The organism is Nonomuraea sp. NPDC003709, assembly GCF_040610775.1.
Lineage (GTDB): Bacteria > Actinomycetota > Actinomycetes > Streptosporangiales > Streptosporangiaceae > Nonomuraea > Nonomuraea angiospora_A.
This window is the reverse complement of record NZ_JBEXMW010000011.1, coordinates 189,823-212,674: the sequence shown is the minus strand read 5'-3', so window position 1 is coordinate 212,674 and position 22,852 is coordinate 189,823. Positions and strand designations below refer to the sequence as shown.

General features: G+C 68.0%; 22 protein-coding genes and 3 pseudogenes. 19 read left to right on the top strand and 6 right to left on the bottom strand.

Annotated features, from left to right (window positions below; genetic code table 11):
• The first annotated feature begins 103 nt into the window (after positions 1–103).
• The 6 genes from ABZX61_RS31705 to ABZX61_RS31680 all read left to right on the top strand — a co-directional run bounded on the left by ABZX61_RS31705 (position 104) and on the right by ABZX61_RS31680 (position 6,897).
• On the top strand, positions 104–709 hold the full coding sequence (locus ABZX61_RS31705; protein ID WP_355199802.1) for a helix-turn-helix transcriptional regulator: 606 nt from the start codon (positions 104–106) through the stop codon (positions 707–709).
• Positions 710–1,040: 331 nt separating this feature from the next.
• Positions 1,041–1,928: a CPBP family intramembrane glutamic endopeptidase gene (locus ABZX61_RS31700; protein ID WP_355199801.1), complete on the top strand. Its 888-nt coding sequence runs from the start codon at positions 1,041–1,043 to the stop codon at positions 1,926–1,928.
• A gap of 378 nt (positions 1,929–2,306) precedes the next feature.
• Positions 2,307–2,480, top strand: a complete 174-nt coding sequence (locus ABZX61_RS31695; protein ID WP_355199800.1) for a hypothetical protein — start codon at positions 2,307–2,309, stop codon at positions 2,478–2,480.
• A 579-nt stretch (positions 2,481–3,059) separates the two neighbouring features.
• Positions 3,060–4,382 carry a HAMP domain-containing sensor histidine kinase gene (locus ABZX61_RS31690; RefSeq protein WP_355199799.1) on the top strand — a complete coding sequence of 441 codons (1,323 nt, stop codon included), beginning with the start codon at positions 3,060–3,062 and terminating at the stop codon, positions 4,380–4,382.
• A 489-nt stretch (positions 4,383–4,871) separates the two neighbouring features.
• Positions 4,872–5,993, top strand: coding sequence for a low temperature requirement protein A (locus tag ABZX61_RS31685; protein ID WP_355199798.1), 1,122 nt, complete (start codon positions 4,872–4,874; stop codon positions 5,991–5,993).
• 472 nt (positions 5,994–6,465) lie between these two features.
• A complete protein-coding gene (locus ABZX61_RS31680; protein ID WP_355199943.1) occupies positions 6,466–6,897 on the top strand; it encodes a DUF4158 domain-containing protein in 432 nt (143 codons plus the stop codon).
• Positions 6,898–6,921: 24 nt separating this feature from the next.
• Here ABZX61_RS31680 and ABZX61_RS31675 read toward each other — a convergent pair whose 3' ends face one another.
• Positions 6,922–7,569, bottom strand: a complete 648-nt coding sequence (locus ABZX61_RS31675) for an SDR family NAD(P)-dependent oxidoreductase (protein WP_355199942.1) — start codon at positions 7,567–7,569, stop codon at positions 6,922–6,924.
• 235 nt (positions 7,570–7,804) lie between these two features.
• Here ABZX61_RS31675 and ABZX61_RS31670 point away from each other — a divergent pair, with 235 nt between their 5' ends.
• The 6 genes from ABZX61_RS31670 to ABZX61_RS31645 all read left to right on the top strand — a co-directional run bounded on the left by ABZX61_RS31670 (position 7,805) and on the right by ABZX61_RS31645 (position 12,569).
• A complete protein-coding gene (locus ABZX61_RS31670; RefSeq protein ID WP_355199797.1) occupies positions 7,805–8,062 on the top strand; it encodes a hypothetical protein in 258 nt (85 codons plus the stop codon).
• A 221-nt stretch (positions 8,063–8,283) separates the two neighbouring features.
• Positions 8,284–8,931 carry a hypothetical protein gene (locus ABZX61_RS31665; protein ID WP_355199796.1) on the top strand — a complete coding sequence of 216 codons (648 nt, stop codon included), beginning with the start codon at positions 8,284–8,286 and terminating at the stop codon, positions 8,929–8,931.
• A gap of 297 nt (positions 8,932–9,228) precedes the next feature.
• Positions 9,229–10,629, top strand: coding sequence for an APC family permease (locus tag ABZX61_RS31660; protein ID WP_355199795.1), 1,401 nt, complete (start codon positions 9,229–9,231; stop codon positions 10,627–10,629).
• A complete protein-coding gene (locus ABZX61_RS31655; protein WP_355199794.1) occupies positions 10,626–11,003 on the top strand; it encodes a hypothetical protein in 378 nt (125 codons plus the stop codon). The genes ABZX61_RS31660 and ABZX61_RS31655 overlap by 4 nt, the downstream gene beginning before the upstream one ends.
• 5 nt (positions 11,004–11,008) lie before the next feature.
• Complete coding sequence (locus ABZX61_RS31650; RefSeq protein ID WP_355199793.1) at positions 11,009–11,929, top strand: carbon-nitrogen hydrolase family protein; 921 nt, start codon at positions 11,009–11,011, stop codon at positions 11,927–11,929.
• Between the two features lie 4 nt (positions 11,930–11,933).
• Positions 11,934–12,569, top strand: a complete 636-nt coding sequence (locus ABZX61_RS31645) for a TetR/AcrR family transcriptional regulator (protein ID WP_355199792.1) — start codon at positions 11,934–11,936, stop codon at positions 12,567–12,569.
• A 230-nt stretch (positions 12,570–12,799) separates the two neighbouring features.
• Here the strand turns inward: ABZX61_RS31645 and ABZX61_RS31640 are convergent, their stop codons facing one another.
• Positions 12,800–13,642, bottom strand: coding sequence for an LLM class flavin-dependent oxidoreductase (locus ABZX61_RS31640; RefSeq protein ID WP_355199791.1), 843 nt, complete (start codon positions 13,640–13,642; stop codon positions 12,800–12,802).
• A gap of 35 nt (positions 13,643–13,677) precedes the next feature.
• The gene (locus ABZX61_RS31635) at positions 13,678–14,622 is read right to left on the bottom strand and encodes a zinc-binding dehydrogenase (protein ID WP_355199790.1); all 945 of its coding nucleotides are present in this window, start codon (positions 14,620–14,622) and stop codon (positions 13,678–13,680) included.
• Positions 14,623–15,103: 481 nt separating this feature from the next.
• On the opposite strand from ABZX61_RS31635, the gene ABZX61_RS31630 reads away from it, so the two are divergent.
• The 5 genes and pseudogenes from ABZX61_RS31630 (at position 15,104) to ABZX61_RS31610 (ending at position 19,374) form a co-directional block, all read left to right on the top strand.
• The gene (locus ABZX61_RS31630) at positions 15,104–16,561 is read left to right on the top strand and encodes an FAD-binding protein (protein ID WP_355199789.1); all 1,458 of its coding nucleotides are present in this window, start codon (positions 15,104–15,106) and stop codon (positions 16,559–16,561) included.
• 205 nt (positions 16,562–16,766) lie between these two features.
• A pseudogene (locus ABZX61_RS31625) lies at positions 16,767–16,943 on the top strand (transposase family protein); the annotation flags it as partial.
• A 125-nt stretch (positions 16,944–17,068) separates the two neighbouring features.
• A complete protein-coding gene (locus ABZX61_RS31620; RefSeq protein ID WP_355199941.1) occupies positions 17,069–17,914 on the top strand; it encodes a transposase in 846 nt (281 codons plus the stop codon).
• A gap of 205 nt (positions 17,915–18,119) precedes the next feature.
• Positions 18,120–18,290: pseudogene (locus ABZX61_RS31615) on the top strand (transposase); the annotation flags it as partial.
• 403 nt (positions 18,291–18,693) lie between these two features.
• Positions 18,694–19,374, top strand: coding sequence for an ATP-binding protein (locus tag ABZX61_RS31610; RefSeq protein ID WP_355199788.1), 681 nt, complete (start codon positions 18,694–18,696; stop codon positions 19,372–19,374).
• Positions 19,375–19,707: 333 nt separating this feature from the next.
• Here the strand turns inward: ABZX61_RS31610 and ABZX61_RS31605 are convergent, their stop codons facing one another.
• Positions 19,708–20,181: a serine hydrolase gene (locus ABZX61_RS31605; RefSeq protein WP_355199940.1), complete on the bottom strand. Its 474-nt coding sequence runs from the start codon at positions 20,179–20,181 to the stop codon at positions 19,708–19,710.
• 55 nt (positions 20,182–20,236) lie between these two features.
• Positions 20,237–20,749: pseudogene (locus ABZX61_RS31600) on the bottom strand (serine hydrolase domain-containing protein); the annotation flags it as partial.
• Positions 20,750–20,988: 239 nt separating this feature from the next.
• On the opposite strand from ABZX61_RS31600, the gene ABZX61_RS31595 reads away from it, so the two are divergent.
• Positions 20,989–21,516 (top strand): GNAT family N-acetyltransferase, encoded by a 528-nt coding sequence (locus tag ABZX61_RS31595; protein ID WP_355199787.1) that lies wholly within the window; start codon positions 20,989–20,991, stop codon positions 21,514–21,516.
• Here the strand turns inward: ABZX61_RS31595 and ABZX61_RS31590 are convergent.
• Positions 21,435–21,659, bottom strand: coding sequence for a hypothetical protein (locus tag ABZX61_RS31590; protein ID WP_355199947.1), 225 nt, complete (start codon positions 21,657–21,659; stop codon positions 21,435–21,437). The genes ABZX61_RS31595 and ABZX61_RS31590 overlap by 82 nt on opposite strands.
• A gap of 322 nt (positions 21,660–21,981) precedes the next feature.
• Here ABZX61_RS31590 and ABZX61_RS31585 point away from each other — a divergent pair, with 322 nt between their 5' ends.
• Entirely contained in the window at positions 21,982–22,797 is an 816-nt protein-coding gene (locus ABZX61_RS31585) for a CPBP family intramembrane glutamic endopeptidase (RefSeq protein WP_355199786.1), read from the top strand.
• Positions 22,798–22,852: the final 55 nt, after the last annotated feature.

The window sequence follows — 22,852 nt, the reverse complement described above, 5'->3', positions numbered from 1 at the left end:
ACGCAGCGCACCGTCGGACCCCTGTCCGTCTCCACGGTTTGTTCAGGGGAATGTGGCACGCCGGCGTCCGGCAAGACCCGCACCATCGTCTGCTGGAGGTTCCGTGTGGGAGGCCGACTACGGGTACGACTGCCTGCGCCTACGCGCCGCTCGGGAGGCACAGGGGCTGACGGTGGCGGAGATCGCGGCCGCTGCCGGTCTGTCGGAGCGGGCGGTGAACTTCTCCTTGGCCGGCACCCGCCGCCCTCGCGCTCCGGTTCTGCCGCGGCTGGCTCGTGCGGTCGGCTTGCCTGAACCTCTCGACCTGTGTGGCCTGCGCGACGGCGAGCGGATCGTGCATCTGCGTGTGCGAGTGGGCAAGAGCCGCGCCCAGATCGCCGCCGCCCTCAGGTGGCACCCCGACACCTATCAGGACGGGGAGCTCGCCGGACGGGCCGAGGACAAGATGGGCGGAGAGCAAGCCTGGGAGAGCGATTTGGACCAGCCGGAGCGGGGTCGCTGGGCACCCGCGCCGTTCTTCGACCGGGACGTGCTCCAGCGCGGAGCCATGGTCGACGGCGACTGGCGGCCCCCGGTGTACGGGCCATACCAGTACGGCAATCCCAGCCACTTCGCAGCGTTCGAAGTCCCCGCCGAACGCCTCCGCCAGGCCCTCCAGCGCACCCGCGCAGACCGAGCAGCACAACTCGGAGAACTCCTACGTGGCTGACGTTTCTTAGCCCTCCCCGAGCCCTGACCAGCGCGTTCGCTCAACCACCCCAGATAACACCAGTGCCATCGGATCGAACCCGACTTCGCCTCGCTGATCGGCCAGATCGTCATCGAGTGGTCGAGCACCACGGCACCCGATGGAGCCGGAAGAGGCCTCAGCCCACCTCGGCCGCCCGTGATCCCGGATGGGGCGGTGCCCCACCACGACCGGCCTTGGCCGAACGGTCGATAGATCCCCGACGAATCTCGGTCAAAAAGCCGAGCCGGGTACACAATCCTTGCTGAAACGATCTGTGCTCGTTGTGGACCAAGCACCGAAAGGGCTGCGGATGAGCACGAAAAATAAAGGCGTCGTGGCCTTTCTCGTCATCTGTTTCGGGACGACATGGGCATACATTTTCGGGGCCTCATTCCTCTTGGGCCTATCCCTGGTCAATCCCTTGGTACAACTGCCGATGGCATTTTTTCCAGCCATAGCGGCGATCATTGTCCGCCGCTGGATCACCAGAGAGGGGTTCCGCGACGCCGGACTAGCACTCCGGCTCAGCAGCGGCTGGCCATACTATCTCGTCGCCTGGGTGGGTCCGCTGCTCGTTGTCATGGCGGCCGTCGGGTTAGCGGCGGCCTTGGGGCTGTGGAGTCCGGACCTGTCGCCGCTGGACACCATAGTGGTGGGCCTGCCCGCCTGGGCATCGCTCTCCCTGCTGATGGCGGTCGTCGTCCTGCTCGTCCCCGTCTACTGGGGAGAGGAATTCGGCTGGACCAGCTATCTGAGGTCGCGTATCTTCACCGACCGCCCGATTCTGTCCGTGACCGTTACCGGACTTATTTGGGCGGTGTGGCACTACCCGCTGGCCTTCGTCGGCTACATCGAGTTCGAGAACGTCCCCCTCGGATTGTTCATCTGGACCGTCACTTTTCTCTTTCAGGAGATCATCCTCGCCTGGCTACGGCTGCGCAGCGGCACCATCTGGGCATCGAGTCTGGCCCACGCGGGCAACAACATGGTGCTCTTCCTGCTGACCGGCATGCTTCTGCCCAACCTCGACATCAACACCACCACACTGCTCGTCACCACCCCGCTCGCCGCGATCAGCACCTGGATCGTGCTCAGCGGACAGTTCAAGAGCGACAGGAGCGCGGAGTCCGAGGACGGCCCTCTGGTTTCGCGATCTACCTCTGGTCGATCAGGTCCCTCAAATCCTGGCGGCTTCTGACCCAATCCGCGGGCGGTCGGCAAGAGCTCTCTTGGATACCGTCACGGTCACCGTCAGCGGCAGGACAGTGCAGTCCGGGACGGCCTCTTCACCCGGGACCACGTTCACTACCGCCGCCCTCCCCGGGTCAGGTCGTGCCGCGAACGTTCAGACGCGGCGTCAGGACGGCGGGGGCGGCAGTTCACCGGCGAGGAGCCGGTCGACCTGGTGGACGGCCATTTCACCCAGCCGTCGCTTGTCCAGGTAGAGCGTGGTCAGTGGCGTTGCCGGCCGAGCCAAGCCAGGGAAACGGTACCCAGAGGCGTTTTCCGTGATGATCGTGGAGTAGCCGCTAGCGCGTCCGGGTCGGGGTCGGTGCCGTCGTCGGCGAGGAAGGGCATGGCGAGGCTGGCGTTATTCCTCGGCAAGAAGCACAAACGAGGGCGCAAGTGGGGCTGGCTTCAGGCCATCTACACCGACCCCACTCAGCTCGGCCTGATCAACCTCGATGGAGCCGTCGTCGCTCCCAAGCCCTTCCGCTCCTGGCGGGCGACGGCCGAACGCCATCGGTGAAGGGCGTCGGAGAGCCGTGTGCGGAAGAACCGCATGCACGTTCGAAGCGGCGGGAGCTGGAAACGGAGCCAAGAACCTGGTCATGGCCACTGGGGGTAGCACACCCGTCCGGGAAACCGGCGGCATCGACGGCCTCAGGTCCTACCACCAGGAGAAACAACCGCGCCAGCTCCCGACCCTACCGTGACCGTTATTACTGCAGGTTGACGGTATACAGGTTGGAAAATTGCGTCTTCGCTCCAGCCGGGGCCCAGTTGGAGGCGAGCCCGCCCAGTACCCGGGCACAACCGCACATCGAACACCTGGCACAGCAGGCCGGCCAGGGGCTGGGCGGACGGAGCAGATGCCCTGGTGTGGTAACCCTGTAGGAGACAGGGCGTACGCGGGAGCATTGTTAGCGCAGGCCAGTGGCCGTGATCCGCCGCTGAATGCCGTGTCACGCCGAACTCGTCCCAGATCGTAACAACGGACTTTTGCTTCCACCAGTGCATGGATGGACTTGGTGAGTGCGGCGGGAGTCACGGGAGTGCATGGGTGAGATTCCTCTTTCGTCGTCGCTCAATCCAAACACGTTTCACAGTGGCCGCGGCGACGCTGTCCCTGATCTTCTTCGTGCTGATCGCCATCGGTCTCGACCTCACGGTCCGCAACAGAGTCCGGGACCAGATCTTCCGTGACACGCAGCGAGTGGCGACAGACTGGATCGCGTCCATGACGCCCGGCCGCATCGCGAGCCCGGTTCCCCCGGCCGCTGTCAACCTTCTGCAACTCGTCGACTCCCGCGGTCGGGTGGTGGCCGCCAGTCCCGCGGGCGCGGGCAGGCCCCCGCTGAGCGCCGTCCGGCCGCCCCATGACGACCGGATCATCCACCTCACAGAGTGCTCCCCCAGCGGATGCTTCGTGCTCACGTCGGTCCGTGTCTCACCCCAGGAGGCCTCATTCCTTTGGGGAGGAGAGCCCCATGTCGTCTACGCCGGAACGGCCGAGCCTCCCGCCCTGTCCACCCACATCCTCGAGTTCAGCACGCTGGCCGCAGCCCTGCTGGCGACCGGGTTCGCCACATGGATCACCTGGGCTGCGGTCGGGCGAGCGCTACGACCGGTGGCAGCGATCCGCGCGAGAATCTCGGAGATCAGCGTCACCGATCTGAGCCTTCGGGTGCCGGAACCACCGGGCGGTGATGAGATCGGACAGCTGGCACGCACCGCCAACCAGACCCTGTCCCGGCTGGAGACGGCAGTGCAGCAGCAACGGCAATTCGCCTCGATTGTCTCCCACGAGCTCAAGACCCCCGTGGCCGGTCTCCAGACCCAACTCGAGGAAGCCGTGCTGTATCCGGATGACGTCGATCCTCGCGAGACGATCAGAACAGGGCTGGCGACGACGGACCGGCTACGAGCGCTGATCGATGACATCATGGTGTTCGCCCGGATCCGCACGGCGGCTCCTGAGCCTCCCGAACCGGTCGATCTCGGCGCGCTGGTACACGATGAGCTGGTCACCACAACCCGGGACGTGCCGGTGCGCACGCGGGTGAAGGGCGAGGTGATGGTTCTCGGCAACCATATGCAGCTGATCGGAGTGTTGAACAACCTGGTAGTCAACGCCCAGCGGCACGCAGCAACCAGCGTCGAGGTCAGCGCCGGCCGCGAGGATGACCAGGCCGTGGTGACAGTGAGCGATGACGGGGATGGCATCGCCCTCGAAGACCGAGACCGCGTGTTCCAGCCCTTTGTCCGCCTGGAAGAAGGGCACCGGAAGGACCCCGCAGGCACCGGCTTGGGCCTTGCCATCAGCCGGGCGATCGCCACAGCCCACTACGGGACCCTGAAGATCGATGACTCTCCGCGAGGCGCGCGCTTCGTCCTGCGCCTGCCGCTGATGAAACGCCACCCGGCCTGAATGCGGCTGCATGACACCTGAACGCCTTCCGGTGTGCCTCTTTGGTTGCCTCCTGCAGCGCGGCCGTAGCGTTGATCAGGGCCTGTCCGGCGTCGGCGGCACGGAGCGGGACGATGGCGGTGTGGGCAGCAGTGGTCATTCCGGACAGGGGGCGGCTGGGATACGTTCGGGAGAAGACCGCCGGTTCGATCGAGGCACCGAGCAGATCGAGCTGCAGCGCATCGGTACCGCGCAGGCCAAGGCGGCCGGCCAAGATCGTATGGGCCAGGTTTATGACGCGGGGGCTTGTGCTGCTGATCGGGTTTGCGGGCGTGGGAGCGGAACATCGGCACCGGTCAGGCGGACCAGGTGCGCGGCCTCCGACTCTGACGATCATAAGGGGAACGGATGACGCGCGATCGGCGATCGGCGAACCCGACTCGGGCCAGGCGATGGCTCCGCACGATGCGGGCGCGGGATCCGCGCGAGGCACACCGCGTTGCTACCCCGTTGGAGCTGCTGTTCGACCTCTGTTTCGTGGTCGCGGTGGCGCAGGCGGCCGCCCAGTTGCACCACCACGTGACCGAAGCCCACCTCGGCGTCGGACTGTTGGGCTATGTGATGGTTTTCTTCACGATCTGGTGGGCGTGGATGAACTTCACCTGGTTCGCCTCGGCCTACGACACCGATGACGTTGCCTATCGGCTGCTGACTCTGCTCCAGATGGCGGGTGTTCTGGTACTGGCGGCCGGGGTGCCCGCCGCGGCGACCTCCTACGACTTCACCGTGATCACCATTGGTTATGTGGTGATGCGCGTGGCGCTGGTCGCCCAGTGGCTGCGGGTAGCTCGGCAAGACCCCACCGGCCGCCCGGCGGGGATCCGGTACGCCGTCGGCATCATGGCGGTCCAGGCAGGCTGGCTTGTTCGGTTGGCGCTGCCGCATCCATGGGACTACACGGGGTTCGCGGTCCTCGTGATCGCCGAACTAGTGGTGCCGCTGTGGGCCGAGTTCCGGGGCATGGCCACGCCGTGGCACCCTGGCCACATTTCTGAACGCTACGGGCTGTTCACCATCATCGTCCTCGGCGAGGTCATCTTCGCTAGCCTTACCAGCATCCAATCCGCATTGTCCGAACGCGGCGTCTCCGGACAGATGCTGCTGATAGCCGCTGGCGGCCTCATCCTGGTGTTCACAATGTGGTGGATCTACTTCATGGGCCCGGACGCCGCCCTGAGCACGCCGCGTATCGCATTGTCCTGGGGTTACGCCCATTACCTGGTGTTCGCCGCGGTCGCCGCACTCGGCGCAGGCCTGCAGGTCACCGTTGACGTGGCCGTGCACCGCGCCCACGTGGCCCCGACGACGGCGACGTTCGCGGTGGCGGTACCGGTGGCCGGGTTCCTCCTGATCATGTGCTGGCTGCGCCGACTGACACGCACCGGCCTGGCACATCCGAACCTGATGGTTGCCGGGGCAGTCATCGTGCTGGTGCTGGCCTTGGCCACCCCCGTCCTAGGCGTCGGCAGGGTGATTCTGTCCATCGGCATCGCGGCTGTAGCCACGCTGACGGCATCTCTTGTGGCCACACACCGCGGCGGGCTACCCCACCCTCCATCGGAGGCACGCTGACAGGGGGCCCAGTAGGGACGACCCGCCCTGGTTATCGGCGGTGAGGGCTGATTGAGCGAGATCAGCGCCCCTGGCGCAGGACGGCGTACTCGGCGCGGGCCTGTTCGACAGCGTCGGGGTGGCGCTGGGTTTTCTCGTGTTCTGCGAGGGCGCGGTAGACGCTGGCAAGGGAGGAGTTGTGTCCCTTGGTCTGCCAGTGGGGGTCATCAGGTCCTTGCGGATTTTCTCGACGGGTTCGCCGGCCGCGCGGCGCCGCAGGACGGTGTGGATCGGCCTTTGAGGAGCCTGGGTGCAGAAATTGGCGCCAGGAACGTGATCTTCGTTTCGGTTCGGTGGCTGCTCTCGTTTGTCCTGGTTGCGGGGCCTACGTTCCTGGGCCATGCCTTTCGAATTTCTCTCTGATGAGCAGATCGCCCGCTATGGTCGCTTCCCTGAGGAGCCCTCACCGGCGGAGCTGGAGTAGTTCTTCCGGCTGGACCGTGCGGCCCTGGACGCTCTGGCGAGCAAGCGGCGCCCTGCGACGATTCTGGGGTGGGCGGTGCAGTGGGGGACGGTCCGGATGCTCGGGGTGTTCCTGACCGAGGACCCGCTCGTGGTGCCTTCCGGCGCGGTCGCTTTCGTCGCCGAGCAGCTTGACCTCGACCCGTCCTGCCTGGCCGACTTTGGCCAGCGTCCCAAGACCGCCTACGAGCACGCGTGGGAGATCCACGAGCTGCTGGGCTACCGCGACTTCGGCGCGTGCGAGGCCGAGGTGCGCCAGTCCGTGGCGGCGCGGCTGTGGGCCTCGGTGGAGTCGGCGAGGTGCGGCGGGCGGAGAACGAGCGGCTGCACGCGCTGCAATCGTTATCTTGGGATCTGGCCTCTTCTCCCAGGTCAGAGCGAGATGATCTTGTCAGGTATGTAAGGCACGGCGCTGAACCGGGCAGCTTCAAGCGCGGTGGGCGCCAGGACGCCATGGTGGCGGTCTGACTGGGATGCGAGTTGCGCATGGAGGGCGTTGCCGGTATCCGGATGGTTGGCGCATCGCCGGACCGCGGACCTGTGAGCGGGAGGGTTTCAGCGAGTCCGCGTCAAACCGAAGAAGCCACCGTAGACCCGGCGGAACGCAGGTCCGGGCAGCACGGAACGCTGGACCGGCAGGAACCGGGGCCCGTGGTCCGACGCGATAGACGTGGCGCATTTTCCGGGATTCGACGGCACGCACTATGGCCTGGGCGAGCGGTTCGGGTGAGCGCCCGTCGTGCTGGAGTTGACGGAAGCGGTCGACGACCCGCGTTCGCCGGGGTTCGTAGGCGTGGATCGGCTCGTCCGTAATCATGGAGTCCGCCGCCCCCGTGCGTACGCTGGTGGCCTCCATGCACGCCACTTCTATGCCGAAGGGCGCGACCTCGTCGCGTAATGCGTCAGCGTAGTGGTTGAGTGCGGCTTTGCTCGCGGAGTAGAGGGAGTGAAAGGGAATGGCGGAGACGGCAGCACTGGAACTCATCAGGATCAGCCGGCCCCTGCCCTGCCGGCGCATGGCCGGCAGGATCGCGCGTACCACGCGGTGGACTCCGAGGAACCGAATTGACCGAATCCTCGCTGCCGACCTCGAGCTCCAATGGGGTGAGGTCCGGGCTGTTCACGCGCGACCGTGTACGGCTCGTGCCGAATACGGCATGACCTCTTCTCGCCAGAGCCTCGGCGGTCGCCCGGCCCACCCCCGACGAGGCGCCGACGACAAGGGCCACCGGCTGATCCGGTTCGATGTTCGCCTGCCCATCCCTACCGGGCGCCTCATAAGCCGGCAAGGTTTTTCAGCCCTGCCCGTCATGCGGTTCCTCACGCCCGCCAGCCGGATCCCGCTCGATCTGGCGGCCCTGGCCGGGCACACGCCCGACCTCGACGAGGCCCTGGACACCGTGCGGACGGCACCTGTCCACTGGATGCGCGAGCGGCTCGAAACGCTGCCGAACCGGCAGGTCCTTCCCGCGCCCGTACGTGGCCTCGACGCCGACGACCGCCAGGCACGGCTCGCGCTGACGACGGCGGTGCACGCCTGCCACCAGGCGGCGATGGCGCCATACTAGGACCGGATTCACCCCCACCTGCGGGCCGAAACGGCTCATGCCGCCATGCGGTTCGCCACGGACGGCCTGGCCGGCCTGTTACAGCGGCAGCGGACACGCGACCGGTGGCGTCCACCCCATCTCGACGTCCCGTTTCCGGGGCCGGAGCGGGAGGTCATGGGCAAGACCCGCCACAAGAACCCCCAGCCGAGGCGATCCGCAGTGCGGGCTGGTCGGCCGATTTGGAACTGCCGGCGCCCGACGGCTCCTGGCGGGCCGATGTGATGGCGACCTCCACCACGCACGGCCGCCAGACGGCGTGGGAGGCGCAACTGTCTCCGATCACCGGCGCCGATATCCAGATGCGCACCGACCGGTATGCCGACGACGGCATCGACGTCTGCTGGGTCAGCTCCCGTGACCGCGTCCTGTGGCTGTGCGCGGTCCCTGCGATCGCTGTGACACCGGCGAACCCGCCAACGGCTGGCGATCGGTGGATGGTGCCGGCACAGCGCCGCGAACAGGAGCGTCAACAGCAGGAACAGACCCGGCAAGAAGAGGCGGCACGCCGCGAGCGCGACCGCCGGGAGCAAGCCGCAGCACAGCAATGGTGGGACGAGTTGTCCACTACTCAGCTCACCGAACTCCTGGCCCGCATCGCGGTACTCTGCATGAGCGAGCACGCCTACGGCATCGCTCTCTACGCCGGCCACCGCCTCTACGGAGTGGCCAGACCCTGCCCGTACTCGCTGGGGCGACTGTCTGACTCCACACGGATCTTCGTACGCAACGCCCGCGAGAAGGCACTCGTCACCGCAACGGGTCTCATCAACGCCGATCTGGTCACTCACTTCGACCCTCCTGACTACGAGCAAACCGTCCTGCTCTGACCGCGAGGCCCTCGGCCCGCCGTCCGGACGGGGGTCTGGCGCAGCGTGCTGTGCACGGCTTCCTGATCCCTAAAGCTGGCCGGAGGCCAGGAACGCTGAAGCCGCGTCGCCCTCCACCACGAACCAGGTCCGGATGTCGCTGAACTCCCCACCCAGCCCGGTACCGCGCTCTTCGTTGAAAGTTTCCTCATTGCTACCGGGACCCCTAGCCAGCCCTGGGCCGGGCGCTTGAGAGCGCCTCTTGACTTTTCAGAAGAACTGACGAACGATTCTCTATCAATCGATAGAGAGGTTCCTATGAAGACTGACGACACCCGGCTCGAACAGCTCGGATACCAGCAACAATTGCGCCGGGGGCTGGGGGTCTTCTCCACGTTCTCGATCGGTGTGGCGGCCGTGGCACCGGTGGTGGGCCTGTATGCGATCTTCTCGCTGGGCTCGCTGCTCAGCGGTCCCGCCTGGTTGTGGATGCTCGGGGTGGCGCTGGCCGGGCAGCTCCTGGTCGCGGTCGTATACGCGGAGCTGGCCTCGGAGTTTCCGGTGGCGGGTGGGCCATACCAGTGGGCGCGCAGGCTGGTCGGTCCGCGCTTCGCCTGGTTCACCGGGATCGTCTATCTGGCGGCGGTGACCGCCGCGCTGGCCACGGTAGCCTACCTGGCGGCGCCTTGGGTCAGCCTGCTGTTCACCGGCGCCGAGCCGCGCGGCGCGACCAGGCTGCTGGTGTCGGCCGGGCTGCTGGCCCTGGCGCTCCTGGTGAACGGCTACGGCGTCCGCGTCATGCGGACGATCGTTAATGCGGGCATCGCCGCCGAGATCATCGGGTCCGTGGTCATCGGGCTGGCGCTGCTGCTCTTCTTCCAGGAGCAGGACTTCTCGGTGCTCTTCGACACCGCGGGAACTGGCGGCTCGTTCCTGGCCACGTTGGCGGTGTGCGGCTGGGCATTCGTCGGCTTCGACGCGAGCGCGTCGGTGGCCGAAGAGACCAGGGGCGCTGGGGCGAACGTGCCACGGGCCATCGCCGCCGCGACCGCTGTCGTCGGCGGCGCGGTGATCCTCGTGGCGGTCGCGGTCACTCTCGCCTCCAAGGACCTGGGCGCCCTGGCCAGGGGCGAGGTGCCGGATCCGGTCACGCCCACCGTGATCGACTCGTTCGGCGCGTGGTCGGCCAAACCGTTCCTGGCCATCGTGGTCACCACGTTCCTGGCCTGCCTGGTGTCGATGCAGGGCTATCTCGGGCGGGTCGCCTTCGGCCTGGCCAGGGACGACAAGCTGCCCCGCTACCTGGCCAGGGTCACCCCGCGCAGTCGGGTGCCGCTGGCCGCGATGACCGCCGTGACCCTGGGCGCCGGCGCGGGCCTGCTGCTCGGCCTGAACGACGGCGCGATGGGCACGATGATTACCTTCGGCACCGGCGGGCTCTATATCACCTTCCTGCTGGTCGTGGCCGCCGCCCTCTACGCGCGGCTGACCGGGCGCTGGCGGCCCGCCGGATCGCTCCGTCTGAGCCGGACCGGGACACCGGTGAACCTGGTCGCGTTCGGCTGGCTGGCGTTCGAAACCGTCAACATCGCCTGGCCGCGCGCGGAGCTTGCATCGCCCGGTGCGCCCGCCTGGCAGGTCTGGGCGGGCGTGTGGGTCTTCGCCGCGATCGCCGTACTCGCGCTGGCCGTCATCCTCATTTCGGGGCGTCGGCGATGAACGCTCTCGGCACGGGCGGGCTGGTCCTGCTGGTCATCGGCGCCTGGTCGGGACTGCTGCTCTACGCATGCATGGCCAAGCCCAAGGGCTGGGCGGGCATCAAGCAGTTGCCGCGGCTGCGCCAGGGCCACGTGGACGCCCTCATCATCGGCACCGTCTTCGTGGCGGCCGACGCCGCCGGGGTCGTCGACCTCGGCGCGTCGATCATCCTGCTCATCACCGGCTACTACACCGCGCTGTCCACCGGTGCCCTGGCGTGGTGGCCGGACTTCGTGGACCGCTCGCGGTCACTCCAGATTGTCGAATGGGCCTGCTTCGCGGGTTTCGCGCTCGCATGGACCTGGGTGGCGGCCCGCGCCATCATCAACTGGTAGGGAAAATGACCCGTATCTGCATCGTTCAGCGACCCCCGCACCTGCTCGACCTGAACGCCGGAGTCAGCAGCGCCTCCCGCTACATCGCCGAGGCCGCGGCTCTGGGCGCCGATCTGGTCGTCTTCCCGGAAACCTGGCTCGGCGGCTACCCGGCCTGGGTCTTCGGCCTGGCGGGCTGGGACGACGCCGAGGCCCGGCGCTGGTTCACGAAACTGGTCAACGCCAGCGCCACCGTGCCGGGGCCGCACATCCAAGTCCTGTGCGACGCGGCGGCGAGCAACGCCGTGACCGTCGTCATGGGCTTCAATGAACGAGCCCGCCCCACCGCAGCGACGCTCTACAACAGCATGATCACCATTGGTCCGGACGGGCAGATCCTCGGCGTCCACCGCAAGCTGCTGCCGACCCACACTGAGCGGCTCGTCTGGACCCCCGGCGACGCCCACGGCTTGCGCGCCCACGACACCCCTGCCGGGAAGGTGGGCGGCCTGATCTGCTGGGAGCACTGGCATCCCGTCGCGCGGCAGGCGCTGCACGCCGACGACGAACAGGTCCACATCGCGCTCTGGCCGGACATGCCCGAGCCGCACCTGCTGGCCTCCCGCTGCTACGCGTTCGAGGGACGCTGCTTCGTGGTCGCCGCCGCGACCTACCTCCCGGTCGACTCCGTGCCGCAGCAGCTTCACCGGGCCTACGCCCAGGGAGTGGGCGCCGACGTGCGGGATGAGATCTTCTTCCCCGGCGGCTCGGGGGTCATCGGCCCTGACGGGGAGTGGCGCGTCGGGCCAGTTTACGGCCCTGACCTGGTCGTCGCCGACGTCAACCTCGCCGAGACCGTCGCGTTCAAGCACGACCTCGACGTCACTGGCCACTACGACCGGCCGGGGATCTTGGAATGGAGTGTGGACAGAACCCGGATACGCTGAGGCAGTGGCACGAGTAGGACAGGCGGCCGAACTCGCCGCCAGCACCGACACCCGGCAGCGGATCCTCGCCGAGGCCGCGGCGCTATTTCGGCGCCACGGCTACCGGGGCACCTCGACCCGGCAGATCGCCGAGGCCGTGGGGGTGCGGCAGCCCACGCTGTTTTACCACTTCCCCAACAAGCAGGCGATCCTCGAGGAACTGCTCGCCCTCAGCCTCGACGACTCCCTCGCGGCCGCCGACCGCGCGGCGCACTCCCCGGGCTCCCCGGCCGAGCGGCTGTACCGTTACGTCGTAGGGGACCTGGCGGCCCTGCACCGCCTCCCGCTCGTCCTGTCCGGCGTCTACGCCAATGACGTCCTGCTCTCTCCGGAGCTCTCCCACTGGGCCGACAAACTCGACGTCCTCTACCAGGCCCTGCGCTCGCTGATCGACCAGGGCGTGAAGAGCGGAGAGTTCACCGCCATCGACCCGGCCCTCGGCCAGACCATGCTCGCCGGGGTCACCCTCGCTCACATCGAGTACGCCGCACAGTACGACCAGGGCGACCCCGAACAACTCGCCCGCGCCGGCGCCCGCTTCATCCTCGGCGGCCTCCTGCGCGATCCCTCCCAACTGGCCGAACTCGAACAACTGGTCTGACCCAATCGGATTCTGTCGGCTACTGGAGTCTGTGATGTTGTGATCAATGCGCGGGCGTTGCCCGTTTCGTAAGACCCGCTGTCAATACCCGTGGCCGGGGACTGCGTGCGTCCAGCCGGCACTTGTTCCGGAAGCGCCTTTTGGCCCGATCAGCGCCTGCCCACGGGGAGCAGAACCTGGCCCTCCGCTTTGAGGCTGGTGGTACGGACCCGAGCGGCAGGTCCAGATCTTCAGGGGTTGAGGAGGCGGTTGGTCTCGGCCAGCAGCTCGCTCTGGCGGAGGCGGTCGGCGGGGAACGGCATCGCGATGACGCGGTGCACACCGACCTCGGCGAGTGCGGCCAGCCGTTCGGCGGCCGCGGCGGGTGGGCCGGTGACCAGGCCACCACGGGCCTCCTCCTCGGTCATCCCGTACTCCATCAGCGACCGGGCCTGAGCGTCGATCACCGACGCGGGCAGGTCGCCGAGACCGACGCTGAGGCCGATCGTGACGCGCGGCGCCGGGCGGCCGTATTCGGCGGCGAGGCCGGCCAGTCGGCGGGTCTGTTCGGCGATCTCAGCCGGCGTGGAGAACGCCGGATACCATTCGTCGGCGAAACGGGCGGCTCGGCGCATGGGGCCGGCGCCGATGAGGACGGGCGGCATCGTCGCGCCCGGAGAGAGAGTGATCACCTCGCCGTTCACGTTCGTGGGCTTGCCCTCGACCAGGCTCGGCAGGATCTCCAGGGCGGCGTCGGTGCGCTGCGCGCGCTCGGCGTAGGAGATACCGACGGCCCGCCAGGCTGCGTCGCCGTGCACGCTGCCGCCCGAGCCGACGCCGAGCAGCACCCGACCGCCGGACAGGTGCTGCAGGCTGGCGATCTGCTTGGCGGCCCAGGCGGCCGGGCGCAGCGCCAAGACCATCACCCCGAAGCCGATCTTGACGCGCTCGGTGACGGCGGCGGCCGTGGCCAGCACTATGGTGCTGTCGAGGAACGGCCGCACCGGGATCAGATGGTCACCGACCCAGATCGACTCCAGGCCGAGCTCCTCGGCGTGCCGGGCATGCTCGCGCACCCCAGCGGTCTCATCCACGCCGAACGACGGTAGGTTCACGCCGACCTTGAGCATCAGCGCACCTCGAGCAGGGTCTTGCCGACGCTGGCGCGCGACTCGATGGCGGCGTGCGCGGCGGCGGCCCGGTCGAGGGGGAAGCGCTGCCCGATCAGCGGCCGCAGCCGTCCGCCCGCGGCCTCGGCGAGGGCGCTCTCGGTGTACTCGCGCATCATCTCCGGGGTGGGCTTCGCCTGGACGAGCGTGATGCCGCGCGCACCAGCGGCCTCCGCCTCGATGTCGGCCCACTCTCCGCTCGCCAGCCCGAAGCTGACCATCCGCCCGCCCTGGCCGAGCAGTTCGAAGGCGGCCCGAGCGATGTCGCCGCCGACCCCGTCCAAAACGACGTCGACGGGGTCGACCTCGTCGGTCCAGCCCGGAGCCGTGTAGTCGACCACCTCGTCGGCGCCCAGGTCGCGGGCCACACCGGTCTTGCGCGAGCCCCCGGCCGCTCCGACGACGGTGGCGCCCGCCGACTTGGCGAGCTGCACGAGGAGCGAGCCCACGCCGCCGGCCGCCGCCTCGACCAGAACCCGTTCCCCGGGCTGTGGTGCGGTCGCCCGGATCATCATGGTCGCGGTACGCCCGTCGGCCAAGAGCGCGACCGCGTCGTCCAATTCCAGGCCGTCGGGGACGGGAAAGAGCCCGGAGGCATCCACCGCGACCCGTTCGGCATAGCCGCCGGAGCCCCCCGTGGAGGTCACCACCCGACGGCTGACCAGGCCGGAGTCGACGCCCTCGCCGACCGCCGTGACGATGCCCCCGACGCCGTTGCCCGGGATCATCGGCAGCTCCGGCTTGAACGGTGACGGGGCGCCTGACCGGAATTGGGTCTCCACAAAGGTGATGTTGGCGTAGGCGACGTCGATCAACACCTGCCCCGGCCCCGGGACCGGATCGCGGGCGTCTCCAGGTACGAGCACCTCGGGCCCGCCGAACTCCTTCAGCCACACCGCACGCACAACACTCTCCTCTGTTCAGCTGATGTCGGTCTCAGCATGCAACCTCAACCGAACTCGAGGTCAAATCGCGATCACCAGTACAGCTCGACCGCCATGTCGGCCCGGTTCTCGGGTCGGCGTCACTGGGGGACAAGGTAGAAGATCGCCGCAGGTCGATTGTTATCTCGGGTTGACGACCTCTTCTCGCTGGTCAGAGCGAGATGATCTTTTCTTTCACGTGTGGCACGTTGGCTGATCTTCACAGCATGTTGCAGCGACGATGCGACCACGCGGGGCGAGGGCGATGCAGGCCGGCCAGGCACGCGAAACCCATCGGTCCATCCTGCCCCGATGATGCTCGCCTGCCCCACGGCTCGCCCGTCGAGGCCCGCAGCGCCGTAGTAACCCTTTTGTGGCTGTCATCCAGTTTCGTTCGGGTAGCGTCGCCGGGTGCCGTCGGAGACTATCGACGCGACATGATCGCGCGGCGAAAGGATCGGGTATGACGTGGCATCCGTGGAGACAGACCTTCCTCACGGCGGGGGCGGCCGTGATCGGCTTCGACCCGTCAACGCGCACATGGGTCACCGACGCCGCCCACTCTCAGGGGATGGTCGACCTGCCGCCGCTGAAGGGCAAGGTAATGACCGATCCCGCCTCGCGCGGCCAAGCGGCCGACGACTTCGGGCACCTGATCCATCGGACCCCCGGGGCCGTACTGGAGCCCGGCGCCGTGTCGGACATCATGGCGATGATGAAGTACTGCCGGACGCACAGCCTCCAGGTGGCCGCACGCGGCCAGGGACACGCCACCTTAGGTCAGGGCCAGGTCGCGGGCGGTCTGATCATCGACATGACCCCGCTCAACGCGATTGAGGTGCGAGAGGACACGGCCGTCGTGGAGGCGGGCGCGCTCTGGAGCAGCTTGGCGCAGGCGACCCTGGCCCACGGCCTGACCCCTCCGGTCTTCACCGACTACCTGGAGCTCTCGGTCGGCGGCACGCTCTCGGTGGGCGGTCTCGGCGGCCAGACCCACCACCACGGATCCCAGGCTGACAGCGTCGTGGAGCTGGAGGTCGTCACGGGGGAGGCCAGCCTGAGGAGGTGTTCCGCGCAGTCGCGCCCCGACCTCTTCCACGCGGCGCTGGCCGGCAGAGGACAGTGCGGCATCATCACCAAGGCCACCGTGCGCCTGCTGCCCGCCCCCGCGACGGTCCGCCACTACCTGCTCTCCTACCCGAGCGTCGCCGCGCTGACCGCCGACCAGCGGCGCGTGGTCAACGACGGCCGCTTCGCCTACGTGGAGGGAGAGCTCGGGCTGCCGACCGGCCCCGCCGGCTGGAGTTACCAGCTTGAAGCGGTCGCCTTCTTCAACGGCACGACCGCGCCCGACGACGCCAGGCTTCTCGACGGTCTGGGCGACCAGCCCGTCGACCGGCAGATCCAGGACATGTCCTACTTCGACTTCCTCAACCGGCTCGCCGCGGGCGTCGCCTATCTGAAGTCCACAGGCGAGTGGTACCGCCCGCACCCCTGGTGGAACATGTTCCTGCCCGCGAGCCGCACCGACGCCTTCGTGGAGGCCGCCATCAAGGACCTGACCGAGACCGAGGTCGGCGCCAGCGGCGTGGTCCTGCTCTATCCCTTCCCCCGCGCCCGCCTGCACCTGCCCTTGCTGCGCGTGCCCGACGAGGAGACGGTCTTCCTCTTCACACTGCTCAGAACCGCCTCGCCCGGAGCCGAGAGCCCGCAGGACATGGTGGAGGCCAACCGTTCCCTCTACCTGCGCGCCCGAGCCGTCGGGGGTTACCAGTACCCGGTCGGCTCCATACCCACCACGCCTGAGGAGTGGCGCACCCACTACGGCCCCGCATGGGCCGACTTCAAGGCGGCCCGCGAACGCTACGACCCCGACGGAATCCTCACTCCAGGCCAGGGCGTCTTCCCTCCGGGACCGTGAAGTCCGCAGCCGGATCACCCGTGCCGAGTTTCGCCGCCAGGCGAAGGGCGCGGTGTTGCAGGGGGACGGCCGGTCGGGTCGCGCTGGGCGTTTCAGCCCGGGGTCGGGTAGGACCGCCGCGGCGGTCAGGCTCGGCGAGTGGTTCGATAGTTGATCATGCTCGGCGTGCGTTGAAGATCTTCTCCCGCAACTGGCTGGGATTGTCGTGGACGTGATCGAGTGGGTGGCGGGCGTAGTCGCGCTGCACGCTCGGGTTCGGGCTGAGGGAGGCAACTGCCCGCGCTGTGGGCAGGCCTCCGTCCGGGTACACGGCCGCTACGTCCGGCGGTTGGCCGATATCGCACTGGGCGGAGTTCGGACAGTGCTTGCCTTGACGGTTCGCCGGTTCAAGTGCGGGAACGCGGACTGTGGGGCGGTGACGTTCGCTGAACAGGTGGAGGGGCGACCAGCCCGCACGCCCGGTTCACGCCGCTGCTGCGCAGCGCGCTCGTCTCGGTCGCGGTGGCGATGGCAGCGCGGGCGGGTGCCCGGCTGGCCGCCCGCCTGGGTTTACCCGTGGCCAAAGACACCCTGCTGCGGCTGGTGCGCGCGGCGCCGGAGCCGCAGGTTGGAGCGGTGCGAGTGGTGGCTGTGGACGACTTCGCGCTGCGCAAACGCGCCAGCCACGCAACGATCGTCGTGGACTTGGAGGCGCGCCGTCCGGTCGACGTGCTGCAAGGGCGGGAGGCCGAGCCGGTGGCCGCGTGGCTGGCCGCCCACCCCGAGATCGAGGTGGTGTGCCGAGACCGCGCCCGCGCCTACGCCGAGGCCATCCGCGCCGAGGCCATCCGGACCGGAGCACCGCCGGCGTTGGACGTGGCCGATCGTTGGCACCTGTGGCACAACCTGGCCGAGGCGGCCGATGCCACCGTCCGCGCCCACCACACCTGCGTCAAGACCGCCCTCGCCGAGCCTGCGCCTGCCCCGGTGCTCGGCGAAGCGGCCGGCGAGGTGTCGGCACCGCGCGAGCGCATGCTCGATGTGCGCGGCCGTCCGCGTTCCCTGGTGGCCCGCACCGCCGAACGCTGTGCGACGGTCCAGCAACTGGTGGCCGAGGGCCGCTCGTTGCGGGAATCAGCCGCGACATGGACCTCAACTACTACACGGTGCGCCGCTACGCGCGCGCCGCCGGACTGGAGGAACTGCTGGCCTCGGCCGCCCATCGGCGTGCGCTGCTGGACGGGTTCAAGCCCTACCTGCACCAGCGCGTCACCGGCGACGGCTGTCACAACGCCTCGCAGCTGTTTCGCGAGGTCGCCGCACAGGGCTACCGCGGCAGCGCGAGTCCTGTCTACTGGTACGTACGACTGCTGAAGGCCAACGCGGTGGCCCCGCCACCACCCCGCCCGATCCCACGCCCGCGCACCGTCACCCGCTGGGTCATGGTCCATCCCGATGAGCTGCGCCCCGACGATGCCGTGACGCTGAAGGAGATCCGTGCCGCCTGCCCGGAACTGGACGCCGGCTCGCGGCGTGGATCCAGGAGGTCCGCGGCAGCGGCCTGCCCCCGCTGGCCCAGTACGCCGCAGGTCTGGCGCTCGACCTGGACGCGGTGACCGCCGGGCTGTCGGTACCCTGGAGTTCTGGCCAGGTCGAAGGACAGAACACGAGAGTCAAGCTGATCAAACGGCAGGGGGACGGCCGCGCGAACTTTGACCTTCTCCGGAAGAAGATCCTGCTTCGGGACTGACGTCCCGCGTCACAAGATCAGCGACAGAGCCCGGTTACGTGTACCCGCCTGTGCACATCTACCTGTACACCGACACTGGCCCTCAACGCGGTGGGACACCGACGACGACTTGGAGCCGCTGCACTGATCGGCAGTGGCAGGACCGAACGGTCACTGACCGCGGCCGCGGTCGACGACCATGCTGGTGCTGTCGGATATGGTGGCGGCATGGATTGCTTCGCCGCTATGAACATCCGCGCCGCCGCTTAGCGGCGGTATCGCGGTTGCCGTAAACCGTGGCCTCATTGCCTGCCCCGCTGGGGTCAGTGTCAGGGCCTACCGCCGGATCAGTGTCCCGCCGGCAGCCCGATCGCGTGTCTCGCTGTGCTGCCGGATCGTCCTGCGTGATCCGGGGAGCAAATCCATGTCGCAGCAGTTCCATCCAACGCACCAAGACCCTTTCCCTCGCACGTCCGAGGCATTGCTCGCCGTCGCCGACAAGCCGGCCGCAGCCACCGCGAAAGCTAAGCCGAACCATGATGGGCAGCCCGAACCCGCCAAGCTTCTCCTGATGGTCGGGCTCCCCGGCGCCGGAAAGACCACCCGGGCCGAAGAACTCGCCGCGGCTCACCACGCGCTGCGGCTGACCCCGGACGAGTGGATGATCTCCCTGTTCGACGGGTCGCAGCCCGACGGCAAGCGCGACATCCTGGAAGGACGGCTCATCGTGCTAGCGCTGCAAGCGCTGCAACTGGGCACCAACGTCGTGCTCGACTTCGGGCTCTGGAGCCGCGACGAACGGTCGGCACTGCGCTGGCTGGCAACATCGGCCGGGGCAGCCTGCCAAGTCATCTACCTGCCCATCGACAAGGACGTCCAACGCGCCCGGATCGCACACCGCCAGGCAACCGCACCGCACACGACATTTCCGATGAGCGAGGCGGACATCGACAAATGGCGGAAGCAATTCCAGGCACCAGATGCCGCCGAACTCGGTGGCGGCGACATCCCCGGTCCGCCACCGGGGTGGCTGGGCTGGCCGGAGTGGGCCGCGGACCGATGGCCCTCGCTTGCCCACGGCAATGCCTCCGAGGCGCGGAGGTGACATCGGCCGGCGGCCGAGTGGCGGATCCGTCGGGCACCGGCATGAGTGTGTCCACGCCTCGGCGAAACCTAGATCAACTACGCCGGCCTTGGCGTTCGGCGACACCTCTGAACGCCCGCCCCGCCCTACGCAGCCCCGCCAGATACACGCACGCCTCGACATGAAGCCCGAGATCCTCATCAACCACCACCCACAACACCGACTCGTCGGCGGCCACCGCCCGCTCAGGCCGGTAGTACCGAGGCAGCACACCTGACATGGCTGAAGACCCTAGATATCTGTCTGGCAAGTAAGCGCCAACCTTACTTGCCAGACATGGCCGACTACCAGGAGTCACCCCAGATAACACGTGCGGTCCGCGTCGGTCCCGGTCGGGTTCAGGGGTGGCACGGGTCGTGGTGCCGTCTCGACGCCGGCAAGGTCCCTGAGCGCCGCACCGAAGATCTCGTAGGCCAGGCGTTCGCCGCCCGTGCTGTTGGTCAGCACGGCCACCGCCACACCCGCCGATGGGACGACGCGAAGCCATGCCTTCTGTCCCTTGGCGACGCCGGTGCGGCCGACGACGCCGTCCTGGTAGAGCATCCAGCCGGTGACGCCGCCGCCGTAGTCCAGGACGGATTCCACCTGGGGCTCGCGCAGTGCCGCCAGCGCGGGGTCGGTGAGATGCAGGCGGACGAACTCCAGCAAGTCGCGTGCGCTGATCGCAAAGTGTGAGCCGCTGGGCGCGGAGTAGTAGGAAACCGCCCACGCCTTCGCCGGAACGACCTTTCCGTCGGTCTGGACGTGGCCGACCGCGGCGCAGTGCAGGATCCCTCGTAGGGGTCGGTAGCAGCGGTGTGCAGGCCCAGTGTGTCACCAGGCGTTCGCGGAGCACGTCGTGAAAGGACTTGTCGCGTAACACCTCCACGAGTCGGCCGAGCACCACATACCCGCTGTTGGAGTAGGAGAAGACGGTGTTGAGCGGGAGGAGTTGGTCCACCTCGGCGAGGGTGGCGACGAACTTCTCGATCGCGTCATCGTTGCGACCGGTGTCGGTGAAATGGTTGCCGTCGATACCGCCGGTGTGGGTGAGCAGGTGGCGGGCGGTCAGGGACCCGGTGGCGGCCGGGTCGCTCAGCCGAAAGCCGGGCAGGTAGTCGCGAACGGGACGGTCGAGATCCAGCACACCGTCGTCGACCAGTTACTGGATCAGCGTGGCCGCCCAGATCTTGGTGATCGAGCCGATCTTGAACACCGAGTCGGTCGTGGCCTCGACCTGGGTGCGCAGACTCAGCACGCCCGCAGCCTCGTCCTGGATTTCCCCGTTGGCCAGCACGGCGACCTGTGCGCCTGGTACGTCGTATTTCGCGACAAGCTCGCCCAGATCCCATTCCATCCCCCCAACTAGCTCCATGATCGAAAGCCTTCGCCGGCTTAGGGGACGCACTGTGCGGCTTCACCGGTTGAGGGGCCACGGTGATTTCGGACAGCCGTCTTGGGGGCGTAGCCTATGCGGCTGTTTGGGCTGAGAGGGACTCGTTTGAGTACCTCCAGGGGGGCGGGGTGCCGAGCGCCGAATGCAGGCGCCGAGGGTTGTAGAACCCTTCTACGCTGTTCGGCAGGGAGGTGTTGTCGATGTCGGCAGTCGTAGTAAGTCTGTCAGTGCGTGATCTGACCCAGGAGGATCTGCAGTGGTGTTCGTGGTCCGGTTCGGCTCTGCACCTGACGCAGGTCGCGCGAGAGCTCAAGCGCTCGCGGAGCGGCGTCGTGGACTACTTGGCCGTTTGTCCCCCATCTGACCGGCCGGTGGCGATCGGCGGTGTTGACTATGAGGTAAGCCCAGGAGCGGGAACTCTATGGCAACTGGCTGTGCTCCCCGCTCTGCAGTCCTGCGGCATCGGGACTGTTCTGATTCATGCGGCCGAGCAGCGCATTATCGCCAGGGGGCTGCAGCGCGCGGAGCTAAGCGTTGAGGAGAGCAATCCTCGTGCGAGAGCGCTGTACGAACGACTCGGATACGTTGCTCATGGCCGCAAGCCTGCCGCATGGGATGCCGAAGGCCCAGACGGCGTGATCCGACGCTATGAGACAGTCTGCACGCTGATGGGCAAAACGTTATCGCGATCGGCATCCACCCAGTGCCGGAAGCTGTTCCGCTGGTAGCCCTCGCGCCGCTCGGCGGCCACCGGCAGCATGGTGACCGCGTCGGCCAGCAGCGGTCCCTCCGCGCGCTGTGCCGCGGCCTGGGGTGCGTGCCGGGCAGGGCGTGTGGCCGCGGGATCGGGCGCGCTGGCCGTCAGGGTCATGCCGGCCCGGAGGGTCGCGCCGGTGAGTATGGAGCTGATCAGGCCGTTTGGTTTCCCGTCGCCGTCACCTCGCACATTGGAGGACTTCGGCTGGCGTGCAGCGCGGCGAGGATGGCATACTCCGCGCCGTGGCGCACAGCCAGGACGGGACCAGAGCCCGTGCTGTTCAGTACGCGGGCGGGTGACTCCCGAAGGAAGGCCGGGTGCAGACCTGAGCTCCCGCCCGGTCCGCACCCGCCGTACCTGCGCCTTTCACGGCGACTCGAAGCCGTATCAGAGCGACATCAGGTCCGTGTCAAGTCGCGGGGCCACACTTCCCGGCATGGATACAGCAATGCAGCCCCCGGCCGACACCCAAGGCGCCCAGCCGAAAGGCTTCGTCGCCAAGCTCCTCGCCGACCGTCACTCCGTCCCGTTCTCCATCGCACTACACCTGGTGCCCGGCGCGGTCATCGTCGCCGTGTACGCGTTCATCGCCGCCCCCCTGGTCCGGGCGATCCACTTCCCGATCTTCCTGGCCTGGGCCATCGCCCTCGCGGTTGTGCTCTTCCCGCTCCAGCTGTTCCTGCTGTGGCTGGGCAAGAAGCAGACCGGCCGCTTCACGATGAAGGGCGTCGTCCACTACCGCGACAAGCCGCTCTCGCGCGGCAAGGTCTTCTGGCTCGGGGCCGCGTGCCTCGTGTGGATGACCGTGGTCTCGCTCTCGCTGACCCCCCTGGACAACATCGTCTACGACTGGTTCTTCACCTGGGTGAACTACCAGGGCGCCGGCCCCGACGGCACCGCCTACCTCCAGGGCTACCCGCAGGAGCTCGTGCTCACCACGCTGCTCATCTGCGCGCCGTTCACCGGCTTCACCCTGCCCCTGCTCGAGGAGTACTACTTCCGCGGCTTCCTGCTGCCCCGCCTCCCGCAGCTCGGCAAGTGGGCTCCGTTCTTCAACACCTTCTTCTTCTCGGTGTACCACTTCTGGGCCCCTTGGACGGTCCTGTCGAAGCTCGTCTTCCTCTACCCGGGCGTCTGGCTCGCCTGGAAGAAGCAGGACATCCGCATCTCGATCGCCATGCACCCCGGCTCGGCGCTGCTGATGACCGTGGTCGGCGTCATCGCCCTCGCCTCCGGCGCCTACTCCATGTAAGACCGCCCGAAACGAGGGGTGCCGTCCGCTGGCCGAGGGCCGCTTGCGACCCGCT

What these genes read in the sequence shown, in the direction of transcription:
- ABZX61_RS31695 (WP_355199800.1), top strand. Translation starts at nt 2,307, where the DNA reads ATGGCGAGGCTGGCGTTATTCCTCGGCAAGAAGCACAAACGAGGGCGC.
- ABZX61_RS31590 (WP_355199947.1), bottom strand. Translation starts at nt 21,659, where the DNA reads ATGACCCTGACGGCCAGCGCGCCCGATCCCGCGGCCACACGCCCTGCC.
- ABZX61_RS31610 (WP_355199788.1), top strand. Translation starts at nt 18,694, where the DNA reads ATGTCGCAGCAGTTCCATCCAACGCACCAAGACCCTTTCCCTCGCACG.
- ABZX61_RS31585 (WP_355199786.1), top strand. Translation starts at nt 21,982, where the DNA reads ATGGATACAGCAATGCAGCCCCCGGCCGACACCCAAGGCGCCCAGCCG.
- ABZX61_RS31630 (WP_355199789.1), top strand. Translation starts at nt 15,104, where the DNA reads ATGACGTGGCATCCGTGGAGACAGACCTTCCTCACGGCGGGGGCGGCC.
- ABZX61_RS31700 (WP_355199801.1), top strand. Translation starts at nt 1,041, where the DNA reads ATGAGCACGAAAAATAAAGGCGTCGTGGCCTTTCTCGTCATCTGTTTC.
- ABZX61_RS31660 (WP_355199795.1), top strand. Translation starts at nt 9,229, where the DNA reads ATGAAGACTGACGACACCCGGCTCGAACAGCTCGGATACCAGCAACAA.
- ABZX61_RS31620 (WP_355199941.1), top strand. Translation starts at nt 17,069, where the DNA reads ATGGCAGCGCGGGCGGGTGCCCGGCTGGCCGCCCGCCTGGGTTTACCC.
- ABZX61_RS31650 (WP_355199793.1), top strand. Translation starts at nt 11,009, where the DNA reads ATGACCCGTATCTGCATCGTTCAGCGACCCCCGCACCTGCTCGACCTG.
- ABZX61_RS31595 (WP_355199787.1), top strand. Translation starts at nt 20,989, where the DNA reads ATGTCGGCAGTCGTAGTAAGTCTGTCAGTGCGTGATCTGACCCAGGAG.
- ABZX61_RS31655 (WP_355199794.1), top strand. Translation starts at nt 10,626, where the DNA reads ATGAACGCTCTCGGCACGGGCGGGCTGGTCCTGCTGGTCATCGGCGCC.
- ABZX61_RS31670 (WP_355199797.1), top strand. Translation starts at nt 7,805, where the DNA reads ATGCGGTTCCTCACGCCCGCCAGCCGGATCCCGCTCGATCTGGCGGCC.